Consider the following 25,083-nt stretch of genomic DNA (forward strand, 5'->3'; position numbering starts at 1 on the left):
CGCCAGGCTTCGGCCGGCGGCGCTTCGTGCTATCGTGTTGTGGTTCGCGGGGCAACGACGACAAGGAAGGGAGGTCCCCGATGGCCAAGGAGGAAGGGACGAAGCTCATCGTCCAGAACAAGAAGGCGCGTCACGACTACGTCATCGAGGACAAATACGAGGCCGGCGTCGTGCTCACCGGCACCGAGGTGAAGTCGCTGCGCGAGGGACGCGCCTCGCTCGCCGAGGCGTTCGTCAGTATCGACCGGCGCAACGAGATCTGGCTGGAAGGCGCGAACATCCCCGAATACCTGAACGGCACGTGGAACAACCACGCGCCCAAGCGCAAGCGCAAACTGCTGCTGCACGAACGCGAGATCCTGAAACTCGCCCGCCAGATCGAGGCGAAGGGCTACACGATCGTGCCGATCAGCCTGTACTTCAAGGACGGACGCGTCAAGGCGGAGATCGCGCTGGCGCGAGGCAAGCGCGAATTCGACAAGCGCCAGGCGCTGCGCGAGGCGCAGGACAAGCGCGAGGCCCTGCGCGCCATGCGCTACGCCAACAAGCGCTCGCACTGAGCCCGCATGTCCACGTTGTGGGACGTGGGGGTGAGATTTACGGGTTCGTAGCATGGGGGACCTACTCTCGCGAATCAGTCGGGAAACATACCCGCCCGACCGACATTCTCTGAGAGAGGAAATCCAATGTCATCCAGCATGGGAATCAAGACCTTCACGGCCGCCGCGTTGTGCGCGGCGATGCTGTTCGCCACCGCCGCCTGCGGCACCTCCGACGCGTCCGACTCGTCCGCGTCCGGCTCCGGCTCGTCCGATTCGTCGTCCAAGATCGAAAGCTTCGACGTCTCCGGCATCCAGAAGGACGAGGCGATCGCCAAGCTGCTGCCCGAATCCGTCACCAAGGACGGCGTGCTCACCGTCGGCACCGACACCTCCTACGCCCCGGCCGAGTTCCTCGCCGAGGATGGCAAGACCCCGGTCGGCTACGACGTCGACCTCACCAAGGCCCTGGGCAAGGTCTTCGGCCTCAAGACCGAGAACGTGACCAGCACGTTCGACTCGATCATCCCGTCCGTCGGCTCCAAGTACGACCTCGGCATCAGCTCGTTCACGATCACGCCGGAACGCGCCCAGGCCGTCGACTTCGTCAGCTACTACAAGGCCGGCTCCACGTGGGTCGTCAAGAAGGGCAACCCCGAGAAGTTCGACTCCTCGAACCTGTGCGGCCTCAAGATCGCCGTCCAGACCGGCACCACGCAGGAGGAGGAGGTCACCGCCGCCGACAAGAAGTGCCCGGCCGACAAGAAGATCGACATCCTCTCCAACAAGCTGCAGACCGACGTGACCACCAACGTCGTCACCGGCAAGGCCGTCGCCTTCTACGCCGACTCGCCCGTCGCCGGCTACGCGATCAGCCAGACCGGCGACCAGCTGGAATCCTACGGCGAGGACGTCGGCGTCGCCAAGCAGGGCGTCGCCATCAAGAAGGGCGACACCGCCACCGCCGAAGCCGTGCAGAAGGCCATCCAGAAGCTGATGGACGACGGCACGTATGAGAAGCTGCTCGACCACTGGGGCGTCAAGTCCGGCGCCATCGACAAGGCCGAGATCAACCCGACCGACGTCGAAGGCTGATTCCCGCCGTCGCATTCCCGCCGTTAACCGGTTCGTAGTAGCCGCCCGGTATCATCGCGACTCAGCGAGACGACATCATATTGCATATCTATACGTGATTATGTATACTTATGCATATGTGGCGGGGCGGAGAGTGGCCGCCGTGATGAACGCATCATCGCGGCGGCCGCCGTTTTTCCGTTCCGAGGACCGAAACGCCAGAAGAAGTACCAAGAGAAGAAGGACATCATGTCGTTCACCACCAGGATGAAGACCATCACGGCCGCCGCGCTCGGCGTCGCCATGCTGCTGCCGCTCGCCGCATGCGGCACCACCGACGAAGGCGACGGCTCGACCGGCGGCTCCAGCTCCGCCGCCATCGGCAGCTACGACGTCTCCGGCGTCAAGAAGGACGAGGCGATCGCCAAGCTGCTGCCCGAATCCGTCACCAAGGACGGCGTGCTCACCATCGGCACCAATCCGTCCTACGCCCCGGCCGAGTTCCTCGACGCCGACGGCAAGACGCAGATCGGCTACGACATGGACCTCGCCCGCGCGCTCGGCAACGTCTTCGGCCTCAAGACCGAGGTCGTCTCCTCCAACTTCGACACGATCATCCCCGCCATCGGCTCCAAGTACGATCTCGGCATGGCCGCGTTCACCATCACCCCCGAGCGCATGAAGTCCGTCGACTTCGTCTCCTACTTCACCTCCGGCATGGCCTACGCCGTCAAGACCGGCAACCCGAACAAGGTCGACGAGAAGGACCTGTGCGGCCTCAAGGTCGCCGTCGAGACCGGCACCGTCGAGGAGACCGCCATCAACGAGACCGCCAAGCAGTGCAAGGCCGACGGCAAGAAGGACATCGAGATCCAGTCCTCCAAGCAGCAGACCGACGCCACCACCGCCGTCGTCACCGGCAAGGCCGACGTGTTCTTCGCCGACTCCCCGGTCGTCGGCTATGCGATCGCCCAGACCGACGGCCAGCTTGAACAGCTCGGCAAGGACTTCGACTCCGTGCCGAACGCCATCGCCATCAAGAAGGGCGACACGGGCACCGTCGAAGCCGTGCAGAAGGCCATGCAGAAGCTGATGGACGACGGCACCTACGACAAGATCCTCAAGCACTGGGGCGTCGAATCCGGCGCACTGAAGACCGCCGAGGTCAACCCGGACGTCGAAGGCTGAGCGAAGCACCACTAAGGAGCCGAACATGGCAAAGAAACAAGTCGATGGCGAAGGACTGAACATCCCGAACCGCATCAAGGCGCTGCCCGTCAAGAGCCCGGGGCCCGTCGTGGCCGCCGTGATCGTCGTGCTGCTCGCCGCGATGCTCATCCAAGGACTCGTCACCAATCCGCGACTGGACTGGCCGACCGTCTGGAAGTACCTGTTCAACGAGAACGTGCTCGAAGGCATCGGCTACACGCTGATCCTCACCGTGCTCTCGATGGTCGTCGCGATCATCCTCTCGGTGATCCTCGCGATCATGCGCAAATCCATCAACCCGGTGCTGCGCGGCGTGAGCTGGTTCTTCATCTGGTTCTTCCGCGGCACCCCTGTGTACACGCAGCTCGTGTTCTGGGGCCTGTTCTCCGTGCTCATCCCGAAGATCAGCCTCGGCGTGCCCTTCACCGACATCTCGTTCTGGAGCATCGACTCCTCGGTGGTCATCACCGCGTTCAACGCCGCATGGATCGGCCTCGCCCTCAACGAGGCCGCCTACCTGTCCGAGATCGTGCGCGCCGGCCTCGAAGCCGTCGACCCCGGCCAGACCGAGGCGGCGCAGGCGCTCGGCATGAACCGCACGCTCATCATGCGCCGCATCATCCTGCCGCAGGCCATGCGCATCATCATCCCGCCCACCGGCAACGAGACCATCGGCATGCTCAAGACCACGTCCCTCGTGCTCGCCGTGCCGTTCACGCTGGAACTGCAGTTCGCGACCAACGCGATCGCCAACCGCATCTACAAGCCGATCCCGCTGCTCATCGTGGCCTGCATCTGGTACCTGCTCATCACGTCCATCCTGATGGTCATCCAGTCCCGTCTCGAAAAGCACTTCGGCAAGGGCTTCGACGCCCGCCCGGCCGGCGCGCGCGGCAAGCAGCCGCCGCTGCCCGGCAAGACCGAAGGCGAGCCGAAGGACAATGTCGACAAGCTCAATGACGCCACGTTCAGCGGGCTCACGGCGTGAGCGGGAAGGAAGAGACACGATGACACAGACCAGCATCCCCGCGAACATCCCCGCCACGCCGACCGCCGCCGTGCCGGCCGTCAAGGCCACGCAGGTGCACAAGGCGTTCGGCTCGCTGCACGTGCTCAAAGGCATCGACCTGACCGTCCAGCCCGGCACCGTGACCGTGATCCTCGGACCCTCCGGCTCCGGCAAGTCCACGTTCCTGCGTCTCATCAACCAGCTCGAGACGATCACCGGCGGCTCCATCGAAGTCGACGGCGAGCTCATCGGCTACAAGCACGTGACCAGGAACGGCCAGGACATGCTCCAGACCCTCAACGACAAGGAGATCGCCGCACAGCGCTCCAAGCTCGGCATGGTCTTCCAGCGCTTCAACCTGTTCCCGCACATGACCGCGCTGGAGAACGTGATGGAGGCGCCCGTCCACGTCAAGCACATGAACAAGGCGCAGGCCAAGCAGCTCGCCATCCAGGAGCTGGAGCGCGTCGGCCTCGGCGAACGCCTCAACTACTATCCGGCCGAACTCTCCGGCGGTCAGCAGCAGCGCGTCGCCATCGCGCGCGCCCTCGCCATGCAGCCGGAGATCATGCTGTTCGACGAGCCCACGTCCGCGCTCGACCCCGAGCTCGTCGGCGAGGTCCTCAACGTCATGCTTTCGCTCGCCAAGGCGGGCATGACGATGGTCGTCGTCACGCACGAAATCGGATTCGCGCGCGAGGTCGCCGACCAGGTCGTGTTCATGGACGGCGGCGTGGTCGTCGAGGCTGGCGGCCCCGAAATCATCGACCATCCGACCGAACCGAGGTTCAAGGACTTCCTGCAGCACGTGCTGTAGTTGTAAGCATTCCGTGCAGTTCAGGTGTCCGCGATGGGCGCCGATATCCGCTTAGTGACACGCTCCGGGCCGCTCTGGCCAAGTCTTTACGGTCATACAGCGGATATCGGCGCCCATCGCTCGTTTCGCGGCTGCCTTGCGTTATATGCGCGAAGTGGTCCGTCGCGTTGCCGTCTCTTGGTAAGGTAGAGAGCTATGTGTGGAATCGTTGGATATGCAGGACATGTCGAAACCGCGTGCGGCAAACCGCTGGAGGTCTGCCTCCAAGGTCTGAAGCGACTCGAATACCGTGGCTATGATTCGGCCGGCGTGGCCCTGACCGCGCCCGGCATGGACCACGTCGAGGTGCGCAAGAAGGCGGGCCGCCTCGCCAACCTCGTCGAAAGCATCGAGAAGAAGCCGATGCCGCTGGCGACCGTCGGCATCGGGCACACGCGCTGGGCCACGAACGGCGTGCCGAGCGACGTGAACGCCCACCCGCACACCAGCATGGACGGCAAGGTCGCCATCATCCACAACGGCATCATCGAGAACGCCTCCCAGCTGCGCCTCGACCTGCAGGCCGAAGGTTACCGCTTCGCCTCCGCCACCGACACCGAGGTCGCCGCCAAGCTGCTCGGCAAGATCGTCGACACCATCATCCGCGAGGAAGGCAAGCCGGACCTGTTCAAGGCGGTGCGGCGCATGGCGCGCATGCTCAAGGGCGCGTTCACGATCCTCGCCACCGACTGCCGCCAGCCGGACATCGTCGTCGGCGCACGCCACGACTCCCCGCTCGTCGTCGGCCTCGGCGACGGCGAGAACTTCCTCGGCTCCGACGTGGCCGCGTTCGTCGCGTACACGAAGCGCGCCATGGAGGTCGATCAGGACCAGGCCGTGTGCGTGAGCGCCGACAAGGTCATCGTCACCGACTTCATGGGCAACGTGGTCGAGAACCCGAAGACCTACACCATCGACTGGGACGCCTCCGCCGCCGAGAAGGGCGGATGGGACTCGTTCATGGACAAGGAGATCCACGAGGATCCCGCCGCCGTGCAGCGCACGCTCCTCGGCCGCTACGACAAGAACGGCGACGTCACGCTCGACGAGATCCACATCGACGAACACGACTTCAAGGCCATCGACAAGATCATCGTCATCGCATGCGGCACCGCCGCCTACGCGGGCATGGTCGCCAAGTACGCGATCGAGCATTGGGTGCGCATCCCCGTCGAGGTGGAGCTCGCGCACGAGTTCCGCTACCGCGACCCGATCCTCACCCCGCGCACGCTCGTCGTCGCCATCTCCCAGTCCGGCGAGACGATGGACACGCTCATGGCGCTGCGCCACGCGCGCGAACAGGGCTCCAAGGTGCTCGCCATCTGCAACACGCAGGGCGCGTCCATCCCGCGCGAATCCGACGCCGTGCTGTACACGCACGCCGGCCCGGAGGTCGCCGTCGCCTCCACCAAGGCGTTCGTCGCGCAGATCACCGCCGCCTACGTGCTCGGCCTGTACCTCGCGCAGGTGAAGGGCGCGATGTTCCGCGACGAGATCCAGCAGACCATCGACTCGCTCAAGGACATGCCGCGCAAGATCCAGTGGGTGCTCGACACGCAGACCGGCGCGATCGAGAAGGCCGCGAAGCAGATGCTCAACGCGCAGTCGTTCCTGTTCCTCGGCCGCCACGTCGGCTACCCGGTCGCCATGGAAGGCGCGTTGAAGCTCAAGGAGATCGCGTACACGTTCACCGAGGGCTTCGCCGCCGGCGAGCTCAAGCACGGCCCGATCGCGCTCGTCGACGAAGGCGAGCCGGTCGTGTTCATCGTGCCGCCGGAACGCGGCCGCAACGTGCTGCACGCCAAGGTGCTCTCCGGCATCGAAGAGGTGAAGGCGCGCGGCGCGTACATCATCGCCGTGGCCGAAGAGGGCGACAAGGACGTCGAGCATTATGCGGACGTCGTGTTCTGGCGTCCGAAGTGCCCGACGCTGATGAGCCCGCTCGTCGACGTGGTCCCGCTGCAGCTGTTCGCCATGGACATGGCCAAGCTCAAGGGCTACGACGTCGACAAGCCGCGCAACCTCGCCAAGTCCGTCACCGTGGAGTGATGACGAAGCGACATCGGTATGTGATCGAGGAGCCGCGGATTCCGTTCGAACTGGACGTGGTGTATGAGGATGCGGGGATCGTCGTCGTCGACAAGCCGCATTTCCTCGCCACCACGCCGCGCGGCATGTGGTACCGCGAGACCGCGCTGATGCGCCTGCGTGAGGCGTACGGCGACGACGCGATCGTGCCGGCGCACCGTCTTGACCGGATGACCGCCGGCATCGTCGTGTTCGTAAGGGACCCTGCGTTGCGCGGCGCATACCAGATGCTGTTCCAGGAGCGGCGCGCGGAGAAGACGTATGAATGTCTCGCGCCGTGCGCGCCGGTCGCGCGGCCGCAGTACGGGACGATCGAACGGTTGGAGCCGCCGCGCGTGTTCCCGCTGCGGCGGCGCTCCCGCATCGTCAAGGACCGCGGGGTGCTGCAGGCGTACGAGACGCCGGGCGCGGTGAACGCGGAGACCGTGGTGGAGCTGGGGGTACCGGAGGCGCGCTCACAGAGCACGTCGTCGGCGCGCCCTGCGTTGCGCACGTATACGCTGCATCCGCGGACCGGCAAGACGCATCAGTTGCGCGTGCATATGAATTCGATCGGATTGCCGATCGCCGGCGACGACTTCTACCCGCGCATCCGGCAACGCGCCTACGACGATTTCAGCGAGCCGCTCGCGCTCGTGGCGAAACGCCTCGCATTCACGGACCCGGTCACAGGGGAGCGGCGCGAATTCGTCTCCCGCGTGCCGCTCTAAGCGAGGGAGAGGAGGACATCATGCGTGTGCTGCTGGCATCCGACTCGTTCAAGGGTTCGGCGTCGAGCCTTGAGGTCGAGACGCTGCTCGAGGAGGGCGTGCTCCGCGTCATGCCGGACTGCGATGTCGTGAAGTACCCGATCGCCGACGGCGGCGAAGGCACGGTGGACGCCGTAATCGCCGGCCGTGGCGGCGAGATCCGCGAGGTGCGCGTCTCCGGGCCGCTCGGCGACCCGGTCACCGCCCGCTACGGGCTGTTCGACTCCGGTCGTTCCGCCATCATCGAAATGGCCGAATCGAGCGGCATCACCCTGATCGAACAGAACATGCCGAACGCGCTCGGCGCATGCACGGAAGGTGTCGGACAGCTCATGCTCGACGCGCTCGACGCCGGTGCGCGACGTCTCGTCATCGGCCTCGGCGGCTCCGCCACCAGCGACGGCGGCGCCGGCATGGCGCGTGCGCTCGGCGCGCGCCTGCTCGACGCCGACGGCGCGCCGGTGCCGTGCGGACTCGCCGGACTGCGCCGACTGAAGACCATCGACGTGACCGGCATGGACCCGCGTCTCGCGCACGTCGAGATCGTCGCGCTCACCGACGTGACGAACCCGCTTACCGGACCCGACGGCGCCGTGCGCGTCTACGGGCGGCAGAAGGGCATCGACGCGGCGCGCATGCCGGAACTCGACGGATGGATGCACGACTACGCGCGGCTGCTCGCCGACGCGACCGGGCGCGACCCGGAGCGCGTGCCCGGCGCGGGCGCGGCCGGCGGGCTCGGCGCGGCGCTCGTCGCCTTCTGCTCGGCGCGCATCGTCAGCGGCATCGACGCGGTGCTTGACATCATCGGCCTCGACGACGTGCTCGACGGCGTCGATCTCGTCATCACCGGCGAGGGGCGCATGGACTCCCAGTCCGCGAACGGCAAGGCGCCGATCGGCGTCGCGCGGCTCGCCAAACGGCACGGCAAACCCGTCGTCGCCGTGGTCGGCTCGCGTGCCGACGACCTGGGGCGCGTCTATGAGATGGGCGTCGACCTGGTCGTGCCCGCCGTGACCGCGCCCGCCACGCTCGGCGAGTGCATCGCACGCACCAGCATCTCCATCCCGATCGCCGGCGAAAGCGCGATGCGCGCCTTCCTGCTCGGCGCGGGACGGGCATAACATTTTCCATAGGAAGTTTTTCATACCGGATACGGCCGCGCATCGCGGCCAGAACGAAAGGAACACATCATGAAGGTCGGATTCGTCGGACTCGGAATCATGGGCAAGCCGATGGCGCTCAACGTCATCAAGGCGGGCTACGAGGTGACCGCCTACGACTTCAACAAGGCCCCGCTCGAGGCGATCGAGGCCGCCGGCGGCAAGGCCGCGGCCAACGGCAAGGAGGTCGCCGAAGCCTCCGACGTGGTCATCACCATGCTGCCGAACTCCCCGCACGTGCGCAGCGCGCTGTTCGACGAGAACGGCATCGCCGAAGGCCTGTCCGCCGGCAAGGCCGTGATCGACATGAGCTCGATCGCCCCGCTCGCCAGCCGCGACTTCGCCGAGCGTCTCGCCAAGCTCGACGTCGACTTCCTCGACGCGCCGGTCTCCGGCGGCGAGCCGAAGGCCATCGACGGCACCATCGCCGTGATGGTCGGCGGCGAGCAGAGCGTGTTCGACAAGTACGAGCCGCTGCTCAAGACCATGGCCTCCACCGTCACGCTCGTCGGCGGCGTCGGCGCGGGCAACATCACCAAGCTCGCCAACCAGATGATCGTCGCCGTGAACATCGCCGCCGTCTCCGAGGCGTACTCGCTCGCCAAGAAGGCCGGCGTCTCCCCGGAGAACGTGTACAAGGCGATCCGCTCCGGCCTGGCCGGCAGCGTGGTCATGGACCAGAAGTCGCAGAAGATCTTCGACGGCGACTTCACCCCGGGCTTCCGCATCGACCTGCACATCAAGGACCTGCAGAACGCGCTCGACACCTCGCACGGCGTCAACGTGTCCGCACCGTTCACCTCGCTGGCCATGGAGATCCTCCAGTCGCTCAAGGTGCACGGCCACGGTTCCGACGACCACAGCGGCATCGCCGAGTGGTACGAGATGGTGAACAACTTCAAGCTGCAGAGCGGGGAGTGAGGGGATGACGCGCTTCGCGTGACGTCTTGATGCTGTGAGGGGCCTGCGCCGGTTCGGATGGACGGTGCAGGCCCTTTGTCGTGCTCATGTGTGGGCTGTGGGGTCTACCCCTCAGTCATGCTGCGCATGACAGCTCCCCTGTCAAGGGGAGCCTGAGGGAGGAGAGGGGTGCCTTGACAGGGGAGCCTGAGGGAGGGGCTATTCGGTGAGGTCGCGGACGGAGCCGCGTTCGACGAGTTCGGTGGGGATGACGGTCTTCACGCCGGCGGGGACGCGACCGCCCTCGCACTGGCGCTTGAGCATCGAGAACGCCTCCAGGCCGATCTCGTCGAACTTCATGCGCATCGTGGTCAGGTCGAGGCGCGGCACCATGCCGTCCAGCGAATCGTCGACGCCGACGACGCTCACGTCCTCCGGGACGCGGCGGCCGCCCGCGCGCAGGCCGAGGATCGCGCCGTACGCCATCTGGTCGTTCGCCGCGTAGATGGCCGTGCACTCGGGGTCGTGGGAGAGGGCGAGTCCGGCCTGATAGCCGCTGTCCGCATCCCAGTCGCCCACATAGGTGGGCGGGATGCGCAGGCCCATCTGCTCGAGCGCGTCGCGCCACCCCTGCGCACGGCTCTGCGCCGCACGGGAGGCGGAGGGGCCGGCGATGTGGTAGACGGTCTTGTGTCCCTTGCTCAGCAGGTAGTCGACGATGGCGGTCGAGCAGCCATGCTGGTCGGCGTCGATCGTGGCGCAGGTGTCCGAGGGGTCCTCGCTGATGAGCACGACCGGCAGGTCTCGTGGCGGCGTGAACGAGTTGAAGTCGGGCAAGTTCTCCTCCATGACGATGATCACGCCGTCCACCGGCAGCTGCTTCATGCGCTCCACCGCCGCGGTGAGCGTGCGTTCCTTGTCCTTGCCCAGCATGTGGATGGTGACCGCGTAGCCGCTGGCGTCCGCAGCCATCGCGATGCCCTTGAGGATGCGGGAGTTGCCGAAGCTCGCGATGTTGAACATGACGACGCCGATATCCTGGAAACGCCCGTGCTTCAGGGCGCGGGCCGCGTAGTTCGGGCGGTAGCCGAGCTTGGTCATCGCGGCTTCGACGCGTCGGCGCGTCTCGGGCTTCACGGCGTCGCTGCCGTTGGCCACGCGGGATACGGTCTGCGGTGAGACGCCGGCTTCCTTGGCGACATCCTGCATCGACACCGTTGATGTGCGTTCCATTGCGCTTCTTCTCCATGACAGTTTTATGTTTTCGTTATCAATATAACATAGCGGCTGTGAGCTAAGGCGCGCCGGCGATTGGCGGAAGTTGGATGTGGTGATAACATGATTGCGTAAACATTTTACAGGGTGTTCGGTTCCTCCGATGGGACCGGTCACTCGGACGATCCTTCGAAGGAGAGGGTTGGCATGGCCTCTAGTGATGTGACCGCCGCCGCGACGGCGCGTCATTCTGCTGTTGCCCGGGAGAACCGGCATAAGGCGGATTGGCGTGGTTGGAAGTTCATGGGTCCGTTTGCGGTGGTGTTCGTGTTCGTGTTCATCATCCCGATTGTGTATGCGATCTACATTTCGTTCTTTAAGAAGCAGATGATCGGTGGGACGCAGTTCGTGGGGTTGCAGAACTATGCGCGTCTGTTGGGTGATCAGCAGTTCTGGAGTTCTGTGGGTCGTGTGGCGTTGTTCACGGTGGTGCAGGTGCCGATCATGTTGTTCCTGGCGGCTGCGATGGCGTTGGCGATCGACAGCATGAAGTTGCATGGGACGAAGTTCTTCCGTATCTCGACGTTCCTGCCGTATGCGGTGCCGGCGGTGGTGTCCACCCTGATTTGGGGTTTCGTGTATGGCGCGAAGTACGGTCTGGTGGGTTCGCTGAACGACGTGTTGGGCACGCATATCGACATGTTCGCGCCGAACGTGTTGTTGGCGTCGATCGGGAACATCAACACGTGGGAGTTCACGGGCTATAACATGCTGATCTTCTACAGCTCGCTGTCGACGATCCCGCATTCGCTGTATGAGGCGGCTTCCATTGATGGCGCGTCGGAGTGGCAGATCGTGAAGTCGATCAAGCTGCCGGAGCTGAGGGGTTCGTTGGCGATCACGGTGATCTTCTCGATCATCGGTTCGTTCCAGTTGTTCAACGAGCCGAGCATTTTGCAGAACATGGTGCCGGGCAATGCGATCACGACGTACTACACGCCGAACATGTACGCGTACAACCTGTCGTTCTCGGGTAACCAGTCGAATTATGCGGCCGCGTTGGCGATCGTGATGGCGGTGATCACGATGGCGATCGCGTATGCGGTGCAGTTGAACAGCATGAAGGAGCAGATGAAGTGAGTGCGACGACGGGTATCGAGACGTTGACTCCGGCCGAGCTCAAGGCGCAGGAGAAGGCCGCGAGGGCGGCGGAGAAGGCCAGGCAGAAGCGGGTCGCCAAAGACGAGGCCGCGGAGCGGCGCCGCGCGGAGAGGAGCGGGTTCGCGAACGTGAACAATCCGCGTCGCAGCACTCTGATGACGGTGTTGTGCGCGATCTTCGCGGTGTACTGCCTGTTCCCGTTCGTGTATCTGATGATCAACGCGACGAAGACGCAGGCCGACTTCACGAGTACGTTCGGCCTCGGGTTCGGCAAGTCGTTCGCCCTGTGGGACAACATCGTGACGGTGTTCACGTACCAGGATGGTATCTTCGGCCGTTGGCTGGTGAACACGCTCCTGTATGTGGTGGTGGGCGCGGGCGGCGCGACCCTGTTGGCGATCATGGGCGGCTACGCGTTGGCGAAGTTCCGGTTCCCGGGCAGGAAGGCCGTGTTCGCGGTGATCATCGGTTCGATCTCGGTGCCGGGCATCGCGTTGGCGGTCCCGCAGTTCCTCCTGTTCGCCAAGCTGGGCCTGACGAACACGCCGTGGGCCATGATCATCCCGTCGCTGATCAGCCCGTTCGGCTTGTATCTGATGTGGATCTTCTCGGAGCAGGCCGTGCCGACCGAGCTTCTTGAGGCGGCGCGCGTGGATGGTGCGAGCGAGTTCCGCACGTTCTGGCAGATCAGCCTGCCGTTGCTCGCGCCGGGTATCGTGACGACGGCGTTGTTCACGATCGTGGCGACGTGGAACAACTATTTCCTGCCGTTGATCATGTTGAAGGACGCGGACTGGTATCCGTTGACGATCGGCTTGAACCAGTGGAAGGACCAGGCTTCCACGGCGGGCGGCCAGGCGATCCAGAACCTGGTGATCACGGGTTCGCTGATCACGATCATCCCGTTGGTGGTCGCGTTCCTGTGCCTGCAGAAGTACTGGCAGTCCGGCCTGGCCGCCGGCGCCGTCAAGGAGTAAGGGGACCGGCCGCGACGGGACCGGCCTTGCGGCCGGTGCGGTGCCCTTGCCTCCCTCTGACGAGGGAGGTGCCGGCCGCGAGGCCGGCGGAGGGAGAGATGGCCGGCTCGTGACGTTGGCGGTATCTCTCCCCCACCCGGCTCCGCCGGGAGCCCCCTCGTCAGAGGGGGCCGGGAAACGGGATCGGCCTTCGGCCGATGCGGTCCGCCCGCGGCCCGGAGGCCGCTCTCCTTCTCTCCCTCAGTCCGCCTGCGGCGGACAGCTCCCTCGTCAGAGGGAGCCCACCCCCTCAGTCGGCTTCGCCGACAGCTCCCCCTCAAGGGGGGAGCAGGGAAACGGGTGTGTCTGCGCCCCCTTTCAGGGGGAGCTGTCGCGCGCAGCGCGACTGAGGGGGAGCCGAGAGCACCGCATCGCCCGCAGGGCGATTCCGAGATTCCGAGCGATTCCGAAGCTTGATACTAAGGATTTTGTTATGAGTGAACATAGGACGTTCCAGTGGCCGCAGCCGTTGGGCGGCGGCAAGCCGCGCATCTGGTATGGCGGCGACTACAACCCCGACCAGTGGCCCGAAGAGGTGTGGGACGAGGACATCACCCTGATGAAGGAGGCCGGCGTCAACCTCGTGTCCGTCGCCATCTTCAGTTGGGCGAAGCTCGAACCGCGTGAGGGCGAATACGATTTCGACTGGCTCGACCGCGTGATCGACAAACTCGGCAAGGCCGGCATCGCCGTCGACCTCGCCTCCGGCACCGCCTCGCCGCCGATGTGGATGACGCAGGCGCACCCGGAGATCCTCTGGGTCGACTACCGCGGCGACGTGTGCCAGCCCGGCGCCCGCCAGCATTGGCGCGCCACCAGCCCGGTCTTCCTCGACTACGCGCTGAAGCTGTGCCGCAAGATGGCCGAGCACTACAAGGACAACCCGTATGTGGTCGCCTGGCATGTGAGCAACGAGTACGGCTGCCACAACCGCTTCGACTACTCGGACGACGCCGCGCGCGCCTTCCGTGACTGGTGCGAGAAGCGCTACGGCACGATCGAGGCCGTCAACGAGGCGTGGGGCACCGCGTTCTGGGCGCAGCACATGAACGACTTCTCCGAGATCATCCCGCCGCGCTTCATCGGCGACGGCAACTTCATGAACCCGGGCAAGCTGCTCGACTGGAAGCGTTTCAGCTCCGACGCGCTGCTCGACTTCTACAAGGCCGAACGCGACACGCTGCTCGAGATCGCACCCAAGCCGCAGACCACGAACTTCATGGTCTCCGCCGGCGGCACCGGCCTCGACTACGACAAGTGGGGCTACGACGTCGACTTCGTGTCCAACGACCACTACTTCACGCCCGGCGAGGCGCATCTCGACGAGCTCGCCTACTCGGCGTCCCTCACCGACGGCATCGCGCGCAAGCATCCGTGGTTCCTCATGGAGCACTCCACGTCGTCCGTGAACTGGCGTCCGATCAACTACCGCAACGAGCCGGGTGAGCTCGTGCGCGACTCGCTCGCGCATCTCGCCATGGGCGCGGACGCGATCTGCTACTTCCAGTGGCGCCAGTCCAAGGCAGGCGCCGAGAAGTGGCACTCCGCGATGGTTCCCCACGCGGGCCCCGACTCGCAGGTGTTCCGCGACGTGTGCGAACTCGGCGACGACCTGAACCTGCTCGCCGACGAAGGCCTTCTCGGCACCACGCTCGTCAAGTCCAAGGTGGCCGTGGTCTTCGACTACGAGTCGCAGTGGGCCACCGAGCACACCGCGACGCCCACCCAGAACGTGCGCCACTGGACCGAGCCGCTCGACTGGTTCCGCGCCCTCGCCGACGTCGGCGTCACCGCCGACGTGGTGCCGGTGCGCGGCGACTGGGACGGCTACGACACCGTCGTGCTGCCCGCCGTCTACATCCTCTCCGAGGAGACGTCGCGCCGCGTGCGCGAGTACGTGGCGAACGGCGGCAAGGTCATCGTCACCTACTACACGGGACTGTCCGACGAACGCGACCACATCTGGCTCGGCGGCTACCCCGGCTCGATCCGCGACGTCGTCGGCGTGCGCGTCGAGGAGCACGCGCCGATGGGCGACGACTTCCCCGGCACGATGGACCATCTGGACCTCTCGAACGGCGCCGTCGCGCACGACATCGCCGACGTGATCGGCTCCGTGGCCGAGACGACCCGCGTGCTCGAGACCTTCAAGGCCGACAAGTGGACCGGCTTCGACGGCGCGCCCGCCATCACCGTCAACGATTTCGGCGACGGCAAGGCCGTGTACGTCGGCGCGAAGCTCGGGCGCGAGGGGCTGGCGACGAGCCTGCCGGAGATCCTCGACGTGCTCGGCGTCGAGATCCCGGCCGAGGACGACCGCGGCGAGGTGCTGCGCATCGAACGCGCGGACGTGACGGACGAGAACCACTTCGTGTTCCTGTTCAACCGCACGCACGACGTGGCCGTCGTGGACGTGGAGGGCAAGCCGCTCGTCGCCTCGCTCGCCCAGGTCAACGACAGCGAGCATACGGCCGCCATCCAGCCGAACGGCGTCCTCGTCGTCAAGCTGTGACGGAACGGGACCGCGCCCATCCCGGTCGCGGCCCCGTCCGGTCCGTCGTGGCCGCGACCGGTGTGGTTGCGATAACACGCCGGACCGGGTGGCGGAATATCGCGTTATATGTATAATTGATGTTATCGCAACCATCAATGACGAAGAAGGTAGGAACCACAACGGATTCCCACGGCCGGGAGTTCAGGATCGTACGAATCCCGGAGTCGTCGATGGAAGTGGTAGACAACAGGTCTTCGGCCGGACGGACGGTCGAAGGGAAGGAGCACAAGGACGATGAAGTTCACCAATGCGAAGAAGGCCATCGCGCTGACCGGCGCGATCGCGATGCTCGCCAGCGTCGCGGCCTGCGGTTCCGATACCAACTCGCAGCCGGCTCAGGAGAAGGACGCCAAGGAGATCACCGTGTGGGCCTGGGAGCCCACGCTGACCCAGGTGGCGAAGGACTTCACGAAGAAGACCGGCATCAAGGTCAACCTCAAGAACGTCGGTACCAACACCAAGGAGTACACGCAGCTCGACAACGCGATCGAGGCCGGCTCCGGCGCCCCGGACGTCGCCCAGATCGAGTACTACGCGATCCCGCAGTACGCCATCAAGGGCAACCTGCTCGACATCACCGACAAGACCTCCGGCTACAAGGACTTCTACACGCCCGGCCCGTGGGCCTCCGTGCAGTTCGCCGGCAAGGTCTACGGCCTGCCGATGGATTCCGGCCCGATGGCGTTCTTCTACAACAAGGACGTCTTCGACAAGGCCGGCGTCGACGCCACCCAGATCAAGACCTGGGACGACTACTACCAGGCCGCCAAGAAGATCCACGCCCTCGGCGACAACTACTACATCACCTCCGACACCGGTGACGCCGGCTTCTACGATTCGATGACCTGGCTGGCGGGCGCCACCCCGTTCAAGACCTCCTCCGACGGCTCCGAGGTGACCATCAACCTCACCGGCGACGAGAAGGTCAAGGAGTTCAACGACTTCTGGCAGAAGATGCTCGACGAGGGCCTGCTCGACACCAAGACCACCGGCTGGTCCGAGGACTGGTTCAAGGGCATGACCGACGGCACCATCGCCTCCCTGCTCACCGGCGCGTGGATGCCGGCCAACCTGGCCAACTCCGCGGCCGCGGGCGCCGGCAAGTGGCGCGTCGCCCCGATGCCGACCGCCGACGGCTCCGCCACCAACTCCGAGAACGGCGGCTCCTCGCTGGCCGTGCTGAAGTCCTCCACCAAGTCCGACGCCGCGTACAAGTTCATCGAGTACGCGAACCACGGAGACGGCGTGGCCACCCGTGTGGCCGGCGGCGCCTTCCCGGCCGACAAGAAGTCGATGGAGTCCGATTCCTTCAAGAACGCCACCACGGTGAAGAACTCCGAAGGCCAGGACGTCGACTACTTCGGCGGCCAGAAGTACAACGAGGTCCTCGCCCAGGCGGCCGAGGACGTCTCCTCCGACTACCAGTTCCTGCCCTTCGAGGTCAAGGCCCGCACCATCTTCGGTGACTACATGGGCAAGTCCTACACCGGCGACCAGAAGCTCTCCGACGGCATCGCCGCCTGGCAGAAGGCCCTGCAGGACTACGGCAAGGACCAGGGCTTCACCGTCAAGTGAGCCTCCGAGCCTTGATTCGGCGGCATCCCATGACGGGATGAGCCGATGGAATCCCAAGCCCCGTCGTTCCCCGCGACCGACGGGGCTTTCCCATGCCCGGAACAGCGCGGCCCCGGTGTGTAGACTGGTCGGCATGGCATCACGAATCGTCGCACGGATCAGACGCGCCGCCGCCGTGGCGTGCGCCTCGCTCGCCGTCGTCGCGGCCGCCGCATGCGGCGCCGCGACGGACACGCGCACGCACATCACCGTGTGGAGCTGGGAGCCGAGCATGGAGGAGGTCGTCGACCGCTTCGAACAGGACAATCCGGACGTCGTCGTCGAACTGCGGAACATCTCCGGCTACGAGGACCTCAACACCGCCATCCAGGACGGCTACGGCATGCCCGACGTGGCGCAGATCGAATACTTCGCGCTCCTGCAGTACGCCGTGTCCGGCCAGCTGCTCGACATCTCCGACTACGTGGGCGACGACTACGTGAACTTCTACACGCCCGGCACCTGGTCGAGCGTCCAGCTCGCCGGGCGCGTCTACGGCCTGCCGATGGATTCCGGCCCGATGGCGTTCTTCTACAACAAATCCGTGTTCGACCAGGTCGGTGTCGACGCCTCGCAGATCAGGACCTGGGACGACTACTACGAGGCGGCGAAGAAACTCAAGCAGATCGGCGTGTACATCGCCGCCGACGCGGGCGACGCCAGCTTCTACGACGCGATGATCTGGCTCGCCGGCGGACAGCCGTTCCACACCAGTCCGGACGGCAAGACCGTCACCGTGAACCTGACCGGCGACGACGGCACGAAACGGTTCACCGCGTTCTGGCAGAAGATGATCGACGAAGGACTCATCGACACGCACCGCACCACATGGTCGGACAGCTGGAAGCGCGCGCTCGGCACCGGCGACATCGCCTCCGTGTTCTCCGGCGCGTGGATGCCGTCGATGCTGCTGTCGAACGTGCTCGGCGCCGCCGGACTGTGGCGCGTCGCGCCGATGCCCACGCCCGACGGGCAGCCCACCAACGCGGAGAACGGCGGATCGGCGATGACCGTCCTCCAATCCACGCGCAAGCCGGAGGCCGCCTACCGCTTCGTCGACTTCGTCACGCACGACCGGCAGGGCATCGAGGCGCGCGTCGCCGGCGGCTCGTTCCCCGCCGACCTCGCCACGCTGTCCAGCCGCGAATTCCTTACCAAGACCACCGTGCGCGCCTCCAACGGCATCGACATCCCGTACTTCGGCGGACAGCAGTTCAACCGGGTGCTCGCCGACGCGGCCGAGAACGTGTCCGTCGGCTACCAGTACCTGCCGTTCGAGGTGTACGCGCGATCCGACTTCCGCGCCACCGTCGGCAAATCCTACCGGTGGTCGAGCGCCTGGCAGTCGTATGTCAAACGCCGCCATGAGATCCGCCTCGGCATGACCGACGAGGACGGCAACCCGCTGCAGCCGCGCGAGAACCCGGGCGAGAAGATCACCCTCAGGAAGGGCATCGCCGCCTGGCAGGCCGACGTGCGCGAATACGGCGTGAACCAGGGCTTCAACGTGCTCAGCCGCTGACGGGCCGAAGCCGGCCCCCACCCGGCTTCGGCTCCGGCCCCGGCTCCGGCCCCGCTCACGCGTTGCGCGAGTAGATGTACGCCATGCCCTTGAAGATCAGGTCCGGATCGTAGATGTCGATCATGTCCGTGTCGTCCTTGAAGATGCGGCTCAACCCGCCCGTCGCCACCACCTGGAACGGCTCGTCGATCTCCCTGCGGAACTGGTCGATCGTGCGTTCGATGCCGCCGAGGAACGTGTAGTAGAGACCCGCCTGCATGGCGGTGCGTGTGTTCGTCGCCAGAATCGACTTCGGACGCGTGATCTCCACCTCCGGCAGCTGCGCGGTCTGGCCCCACAGCGCCTCGGCGCCGGTGCGGATGCCCGTCGTGATGAATCCGGAGACGATCGTGCCGGTCCCGTCCACGTAGTTGAACGTCGTCGCCGTGCCGAAGTCGGCCACCAGGATCGGCCCGCCGTACGTGTGGTAGGCGCCCGCGCAGTCGGCGATGCAGTCCGAGCCGAGCGTCTTCGGATCGTCGAGACGGATGTTCATGCCGGTCTTGATGCCCGGTCCGACGATCATCGGCTCCATGCCGAGGAACTTGATGATCGACGAACGGAACGAGTACATGACCTTCGGCACCACCGAGCAGACGATCACGTCGTCCACGTCGCGGGCCGTGTAGTGGCTCAGCGCGAGGTACTGCGTGATCATGAGCCCGTACTCGTCCGACGTGTGCGTCGCCTTCGTGGTGATGCGGTAGGAGCCGACGATGCGGTCGCCCTCCAGAAAACCGATCACGATGTTCGTGTTGCCGATATCGACGGCCATCAGCATGATGCGTATCTCCTTTGATTCGTCAGAGGGAGGTGATGGATGGTATCGGCCCGGGGCCGATGCCGTGGTTACTTGCGCAGGGCGGCGAGACGGAGGAGCAGGCGCTTGGCGAGGGCGGTCTTGTCCATCAGGTCCCAGTGCTCGATGTGCGGGGTCTGCTCGTCCTTGCCGCCCGGCGTGAGTACGGTCACCACGTTCGTGTCCGTCGCGAATCCGGCGCCAGGCTCGCGCAGATCGTTCGCCACGAGCATGTCGCAATGCTTGCCGGCGAGCTTCCTGGCCGCGTTGCGCACCAGATGCTCGGTCTCCATCGCGAACCCGCACAGCACCTGCGAGCCGTCGTCGCGCTTGCGTCCGCCCGCCCACGCGAGGATGTCCGGATTCGCCACGAGCGTCAGCGTGATCGACTCGCGCCCCGCCTTCTTGATCTTCTCCGGGGCGACGTCGTCGACGCGGAAGTCGCCGACCGCCGCCGCCATCACCGTGATGTCCGCCGCGGCGAACGAATCCGACACCGCCTCGAACATGTCGCGCGCCGTGGTCACGTGCACGACGTCCACGCCCTCCGGCTCCGCCAGCGAGACCGGGCCGGAGACCAGCGTGACGTGCGCGCCCAGCTCGGCCGCCGACGCGGCCAGCGCGTAGCCCATCTTGCCGGTCGAATGGTTCGTCAGGTACCGCACCGGGTCGAGCGGCTCCTGCGTCGGTCCCGCCGTGACCAGCACGTTGAGGCCCCTGAGCGGCAGGGATGCGGTCGCGCCATGGGAATCCGCCCCGTCGATGCGCTCGGTCGGCGTATCGTCCGCGTCGGCGTGTCCGTCGTGATCGTCGCGCGCGTCCGCGGCGTCATGCCCGTCGCCGCCCGCCAGCAGCGCGGCGGCCGCCCGTTCGATTTCCTCCGGCTCGGGCATGCGGCCGCGGCCCGTGTCGCCGCAGGCGAGCGTGCCGGACGCCGGATCGAGCACCGTCCAGCCGAAATCACGGCAGACGCCGATGTTGCGTTGCGTGGCCGGATTGTCGTACATGTGTACGTTCATCGCCGGGCACAGGAGCTTCGGGCCCTCGTAGGCGAGGATCGTGGAGGTGAGTGTGTCGTCGGCCATCCCGGCGGCGATGCGCGCGATCACGTCGGCGCTCGCCGGCGCCACGACCAGCAGGTCCGCCCAGGCGGCGTCCTTCACATGGTTGATGGTCGCCGGGGCCGGATTCGCGGCCACATCGCCGGGGACGGCGGGGGAGTCGGGGAACATCGCGGTGCGCGTCGGTTCGCCGGTCAGCGAGGTGAAGGTGAGCGGCGTGACGAACCGTTCCGCCGCCGCCGTCTCGACCACGCGGACCGTGTGCCCCGCCTTCGTCCAGTCGGACGCGAGATGGCAGGCCTTGAACGCGGCGATGCTGCCGGTGACCCCCAGAAGAATACGTGCCATGGTTGTGAAAAGCCTCCCGGCCGGGAATCCCGGTCGAACCTATGCCGATGCCGCCGTGCACTGCGGTCGCCGCGGACCACCCGTCGACGCCGCACACCAGTATAGCGGCCGCGCGTGGGAATCCCCTTAGAATGGCAGGGAATGAAAGGAGCCGCGGCATGGGGTTCAGCGTGTTCGGTCATGTGGACGACGACTATGACGACGGCTACGCCGGTGCCGGTGCCGATGACGTCAGCGGTGCCGACGCCGGCGCGTTCGGCGGATTCGGTTACGGCGCGTGGGACGCGGACGGGGATCAGGGCGACGCGGGCTACGGCGTCCCCCTGAACGCCCTGCGCCGTTCGCTGTCGGACGACGCCTCGCCCGTGGTGCTCATGCGCGCCCATACGATCGCCGCGGCGCGCAGCCGCATGATTGACGGCTGCGCCTACGAACTGGACGCGCGCACCGGACTCGCGACGATCTCCGGGCGGATCCGCGGCAGCTCCAGCCCGTCCAGCCGCTACACGGTCAACGTGTACTTCCACACGGACACCGGCGACGTGACCGGCGGCGGATGCACCTGCCCCGCCTACGCGCGCGGCTACGACATCTGCAAGCACATGGCCGCGCTCGTGCTCGCGTTCGTCGCCGACCCGGAGGGGTTCGCCGGGTACGGCGCGAAGTCGGCGGTGCGTTCGTCGCGCGGCCTGCTCGCCGCGATGCAGCGCATCGACGAGCAGGAGGAGACGACGCGTCAGGCGAAACGCCGCGCCGCCATGATCGCCGCCGGCACATCGGACGGCATGGGCGGTCGCGCGTCCGGCGCCCGGCGCGGCGCGGGAGCCGACCCCCGCGCGCCGCGCCCCGGCGAGGTGGAGCTCACGCCGACCCTCACTTACCTGTCCGACCGGTGGAGCGTCCAGTTCCGCATCGGCGCGCGCAGCGGCGCCTCCTACGTGCTCAAATCGATCGACGACCTGCTCGACGACGTGCGGTTCCACCGGTACCGGGAGTACGGGAAGAAACTCGCGTTCACGCACACGCGCGGCATGTTCGACGACCGGTCGCGCGCGCTGCTCGGCTTCCTCGACCGCGTCGCGGACGTGCGCCGCGCCGTCGACGTGCAGGACGTGCGCTACGGCCGTTTCGGCGGCGTGGAACTCGGTCGGCATCTCACGCTCGCCACCTCGGAGGTCGCGCGTCTGCTCGACCTGGTCGCGGGGAGCGAGATCGGGCTCGTGCTCGATTCATGGTACGAGTCGTCGCCATCCACCGTGCGCGTAGAGGGGATGCCCGGCGGCTCCGGCGGAACGGACGGCGGGCCGGCCGAGTTCGCGCCGATCGTGACGATGACGCGCATCGGCGGCGACGGCGGCGTCGACGGGTACGCGCTCGCCGGCACGCCCCCGGTCGCGGCCGTGATCGCGGGGGAGCGGGGCATGTGGCTGATGCTGCCGCCCGCGGACGGGAACGGACGCGCGGTGCGCCCCGGCGGCACGGCGCTCTCCCGGCGCGGGCGCGAGACTCTGCACGTGAGCGCCGCCGGATACCGGTTCGTGCGCTGTCCGAAGGCGTTGGAGCCGGTCGCCGACCTGCTGCCCGTCGTGTGCGCCGCGCCGGACGCGCGGGATGCGCTGGCGGGTGTGGGGCACGCCGGCGGCGCGGGCGCTCCGGAGGGCGAGCGCATCGCCTTCGACGACGCGCCCCTGTTCGCGCGCACGCTGCTGCCGCGTCTGCTCGACAGCGGCCTCATGCCCGCGGGCAACGTGCCGAAGGAGATCTCGCTGATGCGGCCCGTCGAGTGCGAACCCGAGTTCTACCTCGACCGCGATGAGAAGGGCGTCACCTGCGAGGCGAAGGCCCGGTACGGTTCGCGCGTGATGACGGTCGTGCCGCAGCGCGGCGGCGATTTCGCGCCGGGACTCACGCCTGAGGTCGGCGCGGGACGTGACTTCGGCGCCGAGAGGGCCATGCTCGACCTCGTGCGCACGTATTTCTCGGTGGACGACCCCGCGCGGCCGGCGCGCATCGGCCGCGACGAGACGACGCGCATCGTCGCCCTGTTCGACGAGGGCCTCGACGCGTTGCGCGCGCAGGGCAAGGTGTTCACCACGCCCGCGTTCGACCGCATGCTCGCGCCGAAGCCGCCGAGCGTGAAGGTCGGCCTGTCCGTCACGTCGAACCTCGTGGAGATCTCGCCGATCGCCGACGAGGTGCCGCCCGACGAGGTCGGCTCGCTGCTCGCCGCCTACCGCCGCCGCCAACGCTTCCACCGGCTCAAGGACGGCACGTTCGTCGACCTGCGCGGCGCCGACCTGGACGCGCTCGACCGGTTCGCCGGCGACTTCGACCTGTCCGAGAACGAACTCGACGCGGGGCCGGTCACGCTGCCCGGTATGCAGGCGTTCCTGCTCGACGGCGAACTCGCCGGCGGTGACGTCGTCAAGGAGCCCTCGTTCATGGCGTACGTGGACGAGCTCAAGACCATCGACCCCGCGCGCTACCAGGTGCCGGCGTCGCTCGCCCGGGTGCTCAGGCCGTATCAGGTGGACGGCTACCGGTGGCTGCGCACGCTATGCGACAAGGGATTCGGCGGCATCCTCGCCGACGAGATGGGACTCGGCAAATCCGTGCAGCTCATCACCCTGCTCGTCGCGCTCGCCGAGGCGCGCCGGAACGCCGGAACGCCGCCGGAACGCGCCCTGCCGTCGCTCATCGTCTGCCCGGCGTCGCTCGTCTACAACTGGGCCGCCGAGTTCGCGAAATTCGCGCCCGGCGTGCGCGCCGTCACGGTCGCCGGGACGAAGGCGGAACGCCGCGCCGCCATCGCGCGGTGCGCGGGCGGCGCGGCGGACGGCGAGGACGGCGGCGGCGACGTGACGGATGCGGCGGGCGACGCCGCGGCCACCGTGCTCATCACCTCCTACGACCTGCTGCGCCGCGACGTGGACGACTACCGCGGCGTGCGGTTCGACGTGATGGCGCTCGACGAGGCGCAGGTCATCAAGAACCACACGACGAAGATCGCCAAAGCCGTCAAGACCGTGGACGCCGCGCACCGGTTCGCGCTGACCGGCACGCCGATCGAGAACCGGCTGAGCGAACTGTGGAGCATCTTCGACTTCCTCATGCCGGGGCTGCTCGGCTCGTACAAGCGGTTCCACGAGCGCTACGAACTGCCGATCTCCAACGCGCGCGCCGCCGACGCGTCGAGCCCCGAAGGGCGCGCCGCCGCGCAGGTCAACCCGGAAGGGCTACGCGTGGCACGGCGTCTCCAGGCGCTCGTCGGCGTGTTCATCAAACGACGGCTCAAGTCGCAGGTGCTCACCGACCTGCCCGACAAGATCGAGACCACCGTCACCGTGCAATTGGAGGGCGAACAGCGCAAGCTGTACGCGGCGCACGAGCAGCGCCTGCGCAAACAGCTCGAACACGAGGAGGACGACGACTTCAACACGTCGAAGATCCGCATCCTCGCCGAACTGACCGGACTGCGCCAGATCTGCTGCGACCCGCGGCTCCTCTACGCGAACGCGAAGGACCGGTCCGCGAAGCTCGCCGCCATCGCCGAACTCGTCTCCAGCTGCATGTCCGAAGGCAAGAAGGCGCTCGTCTTCTCGCAGTTCACCGGATTCCTCGACCTGATCGGCGAACGGCTCGACGCGCAGGGCGTCGCCTGGTACCGGATCGACGGCTCCACGCCGAAGAAACGCCGCCTCGAACTCGTCGACCGGTTCAACGCCGATGCGACCCCCGTGTTCCTCATCTCGCTCAAAGCGGGCAACACGGGTTTGAACCTCGTGGGCGCGAGCGTCGTCATCCACGCCGACCCGTGGTGGAACGCGGCCGCGCAGGACCAGGCCACCGACCGCGCGCACCGCATCGGCCAACGCCATGACGTGGACGTGTACCGGATCGTCGCCAAGGACACGATCGAGGAGCGCATCCTCGAACTGCAGCACGCGAAAAGCGCGCTCGCACGGCAATTCACCGACGCGTCCGCGCTCGCCGGGGCCGCGCCCGCGTCCATCGCCTCGCTCACCCGCGACGACCTGCTGGGTCTGCTGGAATAGCCGCCGGGACCGCCGGAAACGGCTGTCTGACAGGTGGTGTCTGACAGGTGGGCGAAACGGCGGCCGGCGCGACGGCGGTGATAGTCTCGTGACGGATACGACAGCATGGTTC

General features: G+C 66.6%; 18 protein-coding genes. 15 read left to right on the forward strand and 3 right to left on the reverse strand.

Annotation, left to right across the window (positions count from 1 at the left end):
• Positions 1 to 80 precede the first annotated feature (80 nt).
• From smpB to garR, 9 genes are all read left to right on the forward strand, one after another.
• Positions 81 to 560 carry an SsrA-binding protein SmpB gene (smpB, locus tag AC1AYN_RS00945; RefSeq protein WP_476531527.1) on the forward strand — a complete coding sequence of 160 codons (480 nt, stop codon included), beginning with the start codon at positions 81 to 83 and terminating at the stop codon, positions 558 to 560.
• 126 nt (positions 561 to 686) lie between these two features.
• A complete protein-coding gene (locus AC1AYN_RS00950; protein WP_476531529.1) occupies positions 687 to 1,634 on the forward strand; it encodes an ABC transporter substrate-binding protein in 948 nt (315 codons plus the stop codon).
• A gap of 228 nt (positions 1,635 to 1,862) precedes the next feature.
• Positions 1,863 to 2,801, forward strand: a complete 939-nt coding sequence (locus AC1AYN_RS00955) for an ABC transporter substrate-binding protein (RefSeq protein ID WP_476502434.1) — start codon at positions 1,863 to 1,865, stop codon at positions 2,799 to 2,801.
• A gap of 25 nt (positions 2,802 to 2,826) precedes the next feature.
• Entirely contained in the window at positions 2,827 to 3,810 is a 984-nt protein-coding gene (locus tag AC1AYN_RS00960; protein ID WP_476502433.1) for an amino acid ABC transporter permease, read from the forward strand.
• Positions 3,811 to 3,829: 19 nt separating this feature from the next.
• Positions 3,830 to 4,648 (forward strand): amino acid ABC transporter ATP-binding protein, encoded by an 819-nt coding sequence (locus AC1AYN_RS00965; protein WP_476502432.1) that lies wholly within the window; start codon positions 3,830 to 3,832, stop codon positions 4,646 to 4,648.
• A 195-nt stretch (positions 4,649 to 4,843) separates the two neighbouring features.
• Complete coding sequence (gene glmS, locus AC1AYN_RS00970) at positions 4,844 to 6,736, forward strand: glutamine--fructose-6-phosphate transaminase (isomerizing) (protein WP_476502431.1); 1,893 nt, start codon at positions 4,844 to 4,846, stop codon at positions 6,734 to 6,736.
• Positions 6,736 to 7,485, forward strand: coding sequence for a pseudouridine synthase (locus tag AC1AYN_RS00975; protein ID WP_476531531.1), 750 nt, complete (start codon positions 6,736 to 6,738; stop codon positions 7,483 to 7,485). The genes glmS and AC1AYN_RS00975 overlap by 1 nt, the downstream gene beginning before the upstream one ends.
• A gap of 20 nt (positions 7,486 to 7,505) precedes the next feature.
• Positions 7,506 to 8,648 (forward strand): glycerate kinase, encoded by a 1,143-nt coding sequence (locus tag AC1AYN_RS00980; protein ID WP_476531533.1) that lies wholly within the window; start codon positions 7,506 to 7,508, stop codon positions 8,646 to 8,648.
• A gap of 66 nt (positions 8,649 to 8,714) precedes the next feature.
• Positions 8,715 to 9,608 (forward strand): 2-hydroxy-3-oxopropionate reductase, encoded by an 894-nt coding sequence (garR, locus tag AC1AYN_RS00985; protein ID WP_476532292.1) that lies wholly within the window; start codon positions 8,715 to 8,717, stop codon positions 9,606 to 9,608.
• A 198-nt stretch (positions 9,609 to 9,806) separates the two neighbouring features.
• Here garR and AC1AYN_RS00990 read toward each other — a convergent pair whose 3' ends face one another.
• A complete protein-coding gene (locus AC1AYN_RS00990; RefSeq protein WP_476502535.1) occupies positions 9,807 to 10,796 on the reverse strand; it encodes a LacI family DNA-binding transcriptional regulator in 990 nt (329 codons plus the stop codon).
• A gap of 213 nt (positions 10,797 to 11,009) precedes the next feature.
• On the opposite strand from AC1AYN_RS00990, the gene AC1AYN_RS00995 reads away from it, so the two are divergent.
• The 5 genes from AC1AYN_RS00995 to AC1AYN_RS01015 all read left to right on the forward strand — a co-directional run bounded on the left by AC1AYN_RS00995 (position 11,010) and on the right by AC1AYN_RS01015 (position 18,669).
• The gene (locus tag AC1AYN_RS00995; RefSeq protein ID WP_476531535.1) at positions 11,010 to 11,942 is read left to right on the forward strand and encodes a carbohydrate ABC transporter permease; all 933 of its coding nucleotides are present in this window, start codon (positions 11,010 to 11,012) and stop codon (positions 11,940 to 11,942) included.
• Positions 11,939 to 12,940, forward strand: coding sequence for a carbohydrate ABC transporter permease (locus AC1AYN_RS01000; protein ID WP_476531537.1), 1,002 nt, complete (start codon positions 11,939 to 11,941; stop codon positions 12,938 to 12,940). The genes AC1AYN_RS00995 and AC1AYN_RS01000 overlap by 4 nt, the downstream gene beginning before the upstream one ends.
• Positions 12,941 to 13,412: 472 nt before the next feature.
• Positions 13,413 to 15,491: a beta-galactosidase gene (locus AC1AYN_RS01005; protein WP_476502541.1), complete on the forward strand. Its 2,079-nt coding sequence runs from the start codon at positions 13,413 to 13,415 to the stop codon at positions 15,489 to 15,491.
• A gap of 276 nt (positions 15,492 to 15,767) precedes the next feature.
• Complete coding sequence (locus AC1AYN_RS01010) at positions 15,768 to 17,108, forward strand: ABC transporter substrate-binding protein (protein ID WP_476531539.1); 1,341 nt, start codon at positions 15,768 to 15,770, stop codon at positions 17,106 to 17,108.
• A gap of 133 nt (positions 17,109 to 17,241) precedes the next feature.
• Entirely contained in the window at positions 17,242 to 18,669 is a 1,428-nt protein-coding gene (locus tag AC1AYN_RS01015; protein ID WP_476531540.1) for an ABC transporter substrate-binding protein, read from the forward strand.
• Positions 18,670 to 18,724: 55 nt separating this feature from the next.
• Here the strand turns inward: AC1AYN_RS01015 and AC1AYN_RS01020 are convergent, their stop codons facing one another.
• Entirely contained in the window at positions 18,725 to 19,489 is a 765-nt protein-coding gene (locus AC1AYN_RS01020) for a type III pantothenate kinase (protein WP_476502544.1), read from the reverse strand.
• Positions 19,490 to 19,557: 68 nt separating this feature from the next.
• Positions 19,558 to 20,916, reverse strand: coding sequence for a bifunctional phosphopantothenoylcysteine decarboxylase/phosphopantothenate synthase (locus tag AC1AYN_RS01025; protein WP_476531542.1), 1,359 nt, complete (start codon positions 20,914 to 20,916; stop codon positions 19,558 to 19,560).
• A gap of 158 nt (positions 20,917 to 21,074) precedes the next feature.
• Between AC1AYN_RS01025 and AC1AYN_RS01030 the strand changes: the two genes are divergently transcribed.
• Positions 21,075 to 24,971 (forward strand): SNF2-related protein, encoded by a 3,897-nt coding sequence (locus AC1AYN_RS01030; protein WP_476531543.1) that lies wholly within the window; start codon positions 21,075 to 21,077, stop codon positions 24,969 to 24,971.
• Positions 24,972 to 25,083 lie beyond the last annotated feature (112 nt).

The sequence above is a fragment of the Bifidobacterium sp. LH_413 genome (genome assembly GCF_056357015.1).

What these genes read in the sequence shown, in the direction of transcription:
- smpB (WP_476531527.1), top strand. Translation starts at nt 81, where the DNA reads ATGGCCAAGGAGGAAGGGACGAAGCTCATCGTCCAGAACAAGAAGGCG.
- AC1AYN_RS00950 (WP_476531529.1), top strand. Translation starts at nt 687, where the DNA reads ATGTCATCCAGCATGGGAATCAAGACCTTCACGGCCGCCGCGTTGTGC.
- AC1AYN_RS00955 (WP_476502434.1), top strand. Translation starts at nt 1,863, where the DNA reads ATGTCGTTCACCACCAGGATGAAGACCATCACGGCCGCCGCGCTCGGC.
- AC1AYN_RS00960 (WP_476502433.1), top strand. Translation starts at nt 2,827, where the DNA reads ATGGCAAAGAAACAAGTCGATGGCGAAGGACTGAACATCCCGAACCGC.
- AC1AYN_RS00965 (WP_476502432.1), top strand. Translation starts at nt 3,830, where the DNA reads ATGACACAGACCAGCATCCCCGCGAACATCCCCGCCACGCCGACCGCC.
- glmS (WP_476502431.1), top strand. Translation starts at nt 4,844, where the DNA reads ATGTGTGGAATCGTTGGATATGCAGGACATGTCGAAACCGCGTGCGGC.
- AC1AYN_RS00975 (WP_476531531.1), top strand. Translation starts at nt 6,736, where the DNA reads ATGACGAAGCGACATCGGTATGTGATCGAGGAGCCGCGGATTCCGTTC.
- AC1AYN_RS00980 (WP_476531533.1), top strand. Translation starts at nt 7,506, where the DNA reads ATGCGTGTGCTGCTGGCATCCGACTCGTTCAAGGGTTCGGCGTCGAGC.
- AC1AYN_RS00990 (WP_476502535.1), bottom strand. Translation starts at nt 10,796, where the DNA reads ATGCAGGATGTCGCCAAGGAAGCCGGCGTCTCACCGCAGACCGTATCC.
- AC1AYN_RS00995 (WP_476531535.1), top strand. Translation starts at nt 11,010, where the DNA reads ATGGCCTCTAGTGATGTGACCGCCGCCGCGACGGCGCGTCATTCTGCT.
- AC1AYN_RS01005 (WP_476502541.1), top strand. Translation starts at nt 13,413, where the DNA reads ATGAGTGAACATAGGACGTTCCAGTGGCCGCAGCCGTTGGGCGGCGGC.
- AC1AYN_RS01010 (WP_476531539.1), top strand. Translation starts at nt 15,768, where the DNA reads ATGAAGTTCACCAATGCGAAGAAGGCCATCGCGCTGACCGGCGCGATC.
- AC1AYN_RS01015 (WP_476531540.1), top strand. Translation starts at nt 17,242, where the DNA reads ATGGCATCACGAATCGTCGCACGGATCAGACGCGCCGCCGCCGTGGCG.
- AC1AYN_RS01020 (WP_476502544.1), bottom strand. Translation starts at nt 19,489, where the DNA reads ATGCTGATGGCCGTCGATATCGGCAACACGAACATCGTGATCGGTTTT.
- AC1AYN_RS01025 (WP_476531542.1), bottom strand. Translation starts at nt 20,916, where the DNA reads ATGGCACGTATTCTTCTGGGGGTCACCGGCAGCATCGCCGCGTTCAAG.
- AC1AYN_RS01030 (WP_476531543.1), top strand. Translation starts at nt 21,075, where the DNA reads ATGGGGTTCAGCGTGTTCGGTCATGTGGACGACGACTATGACGACGGC.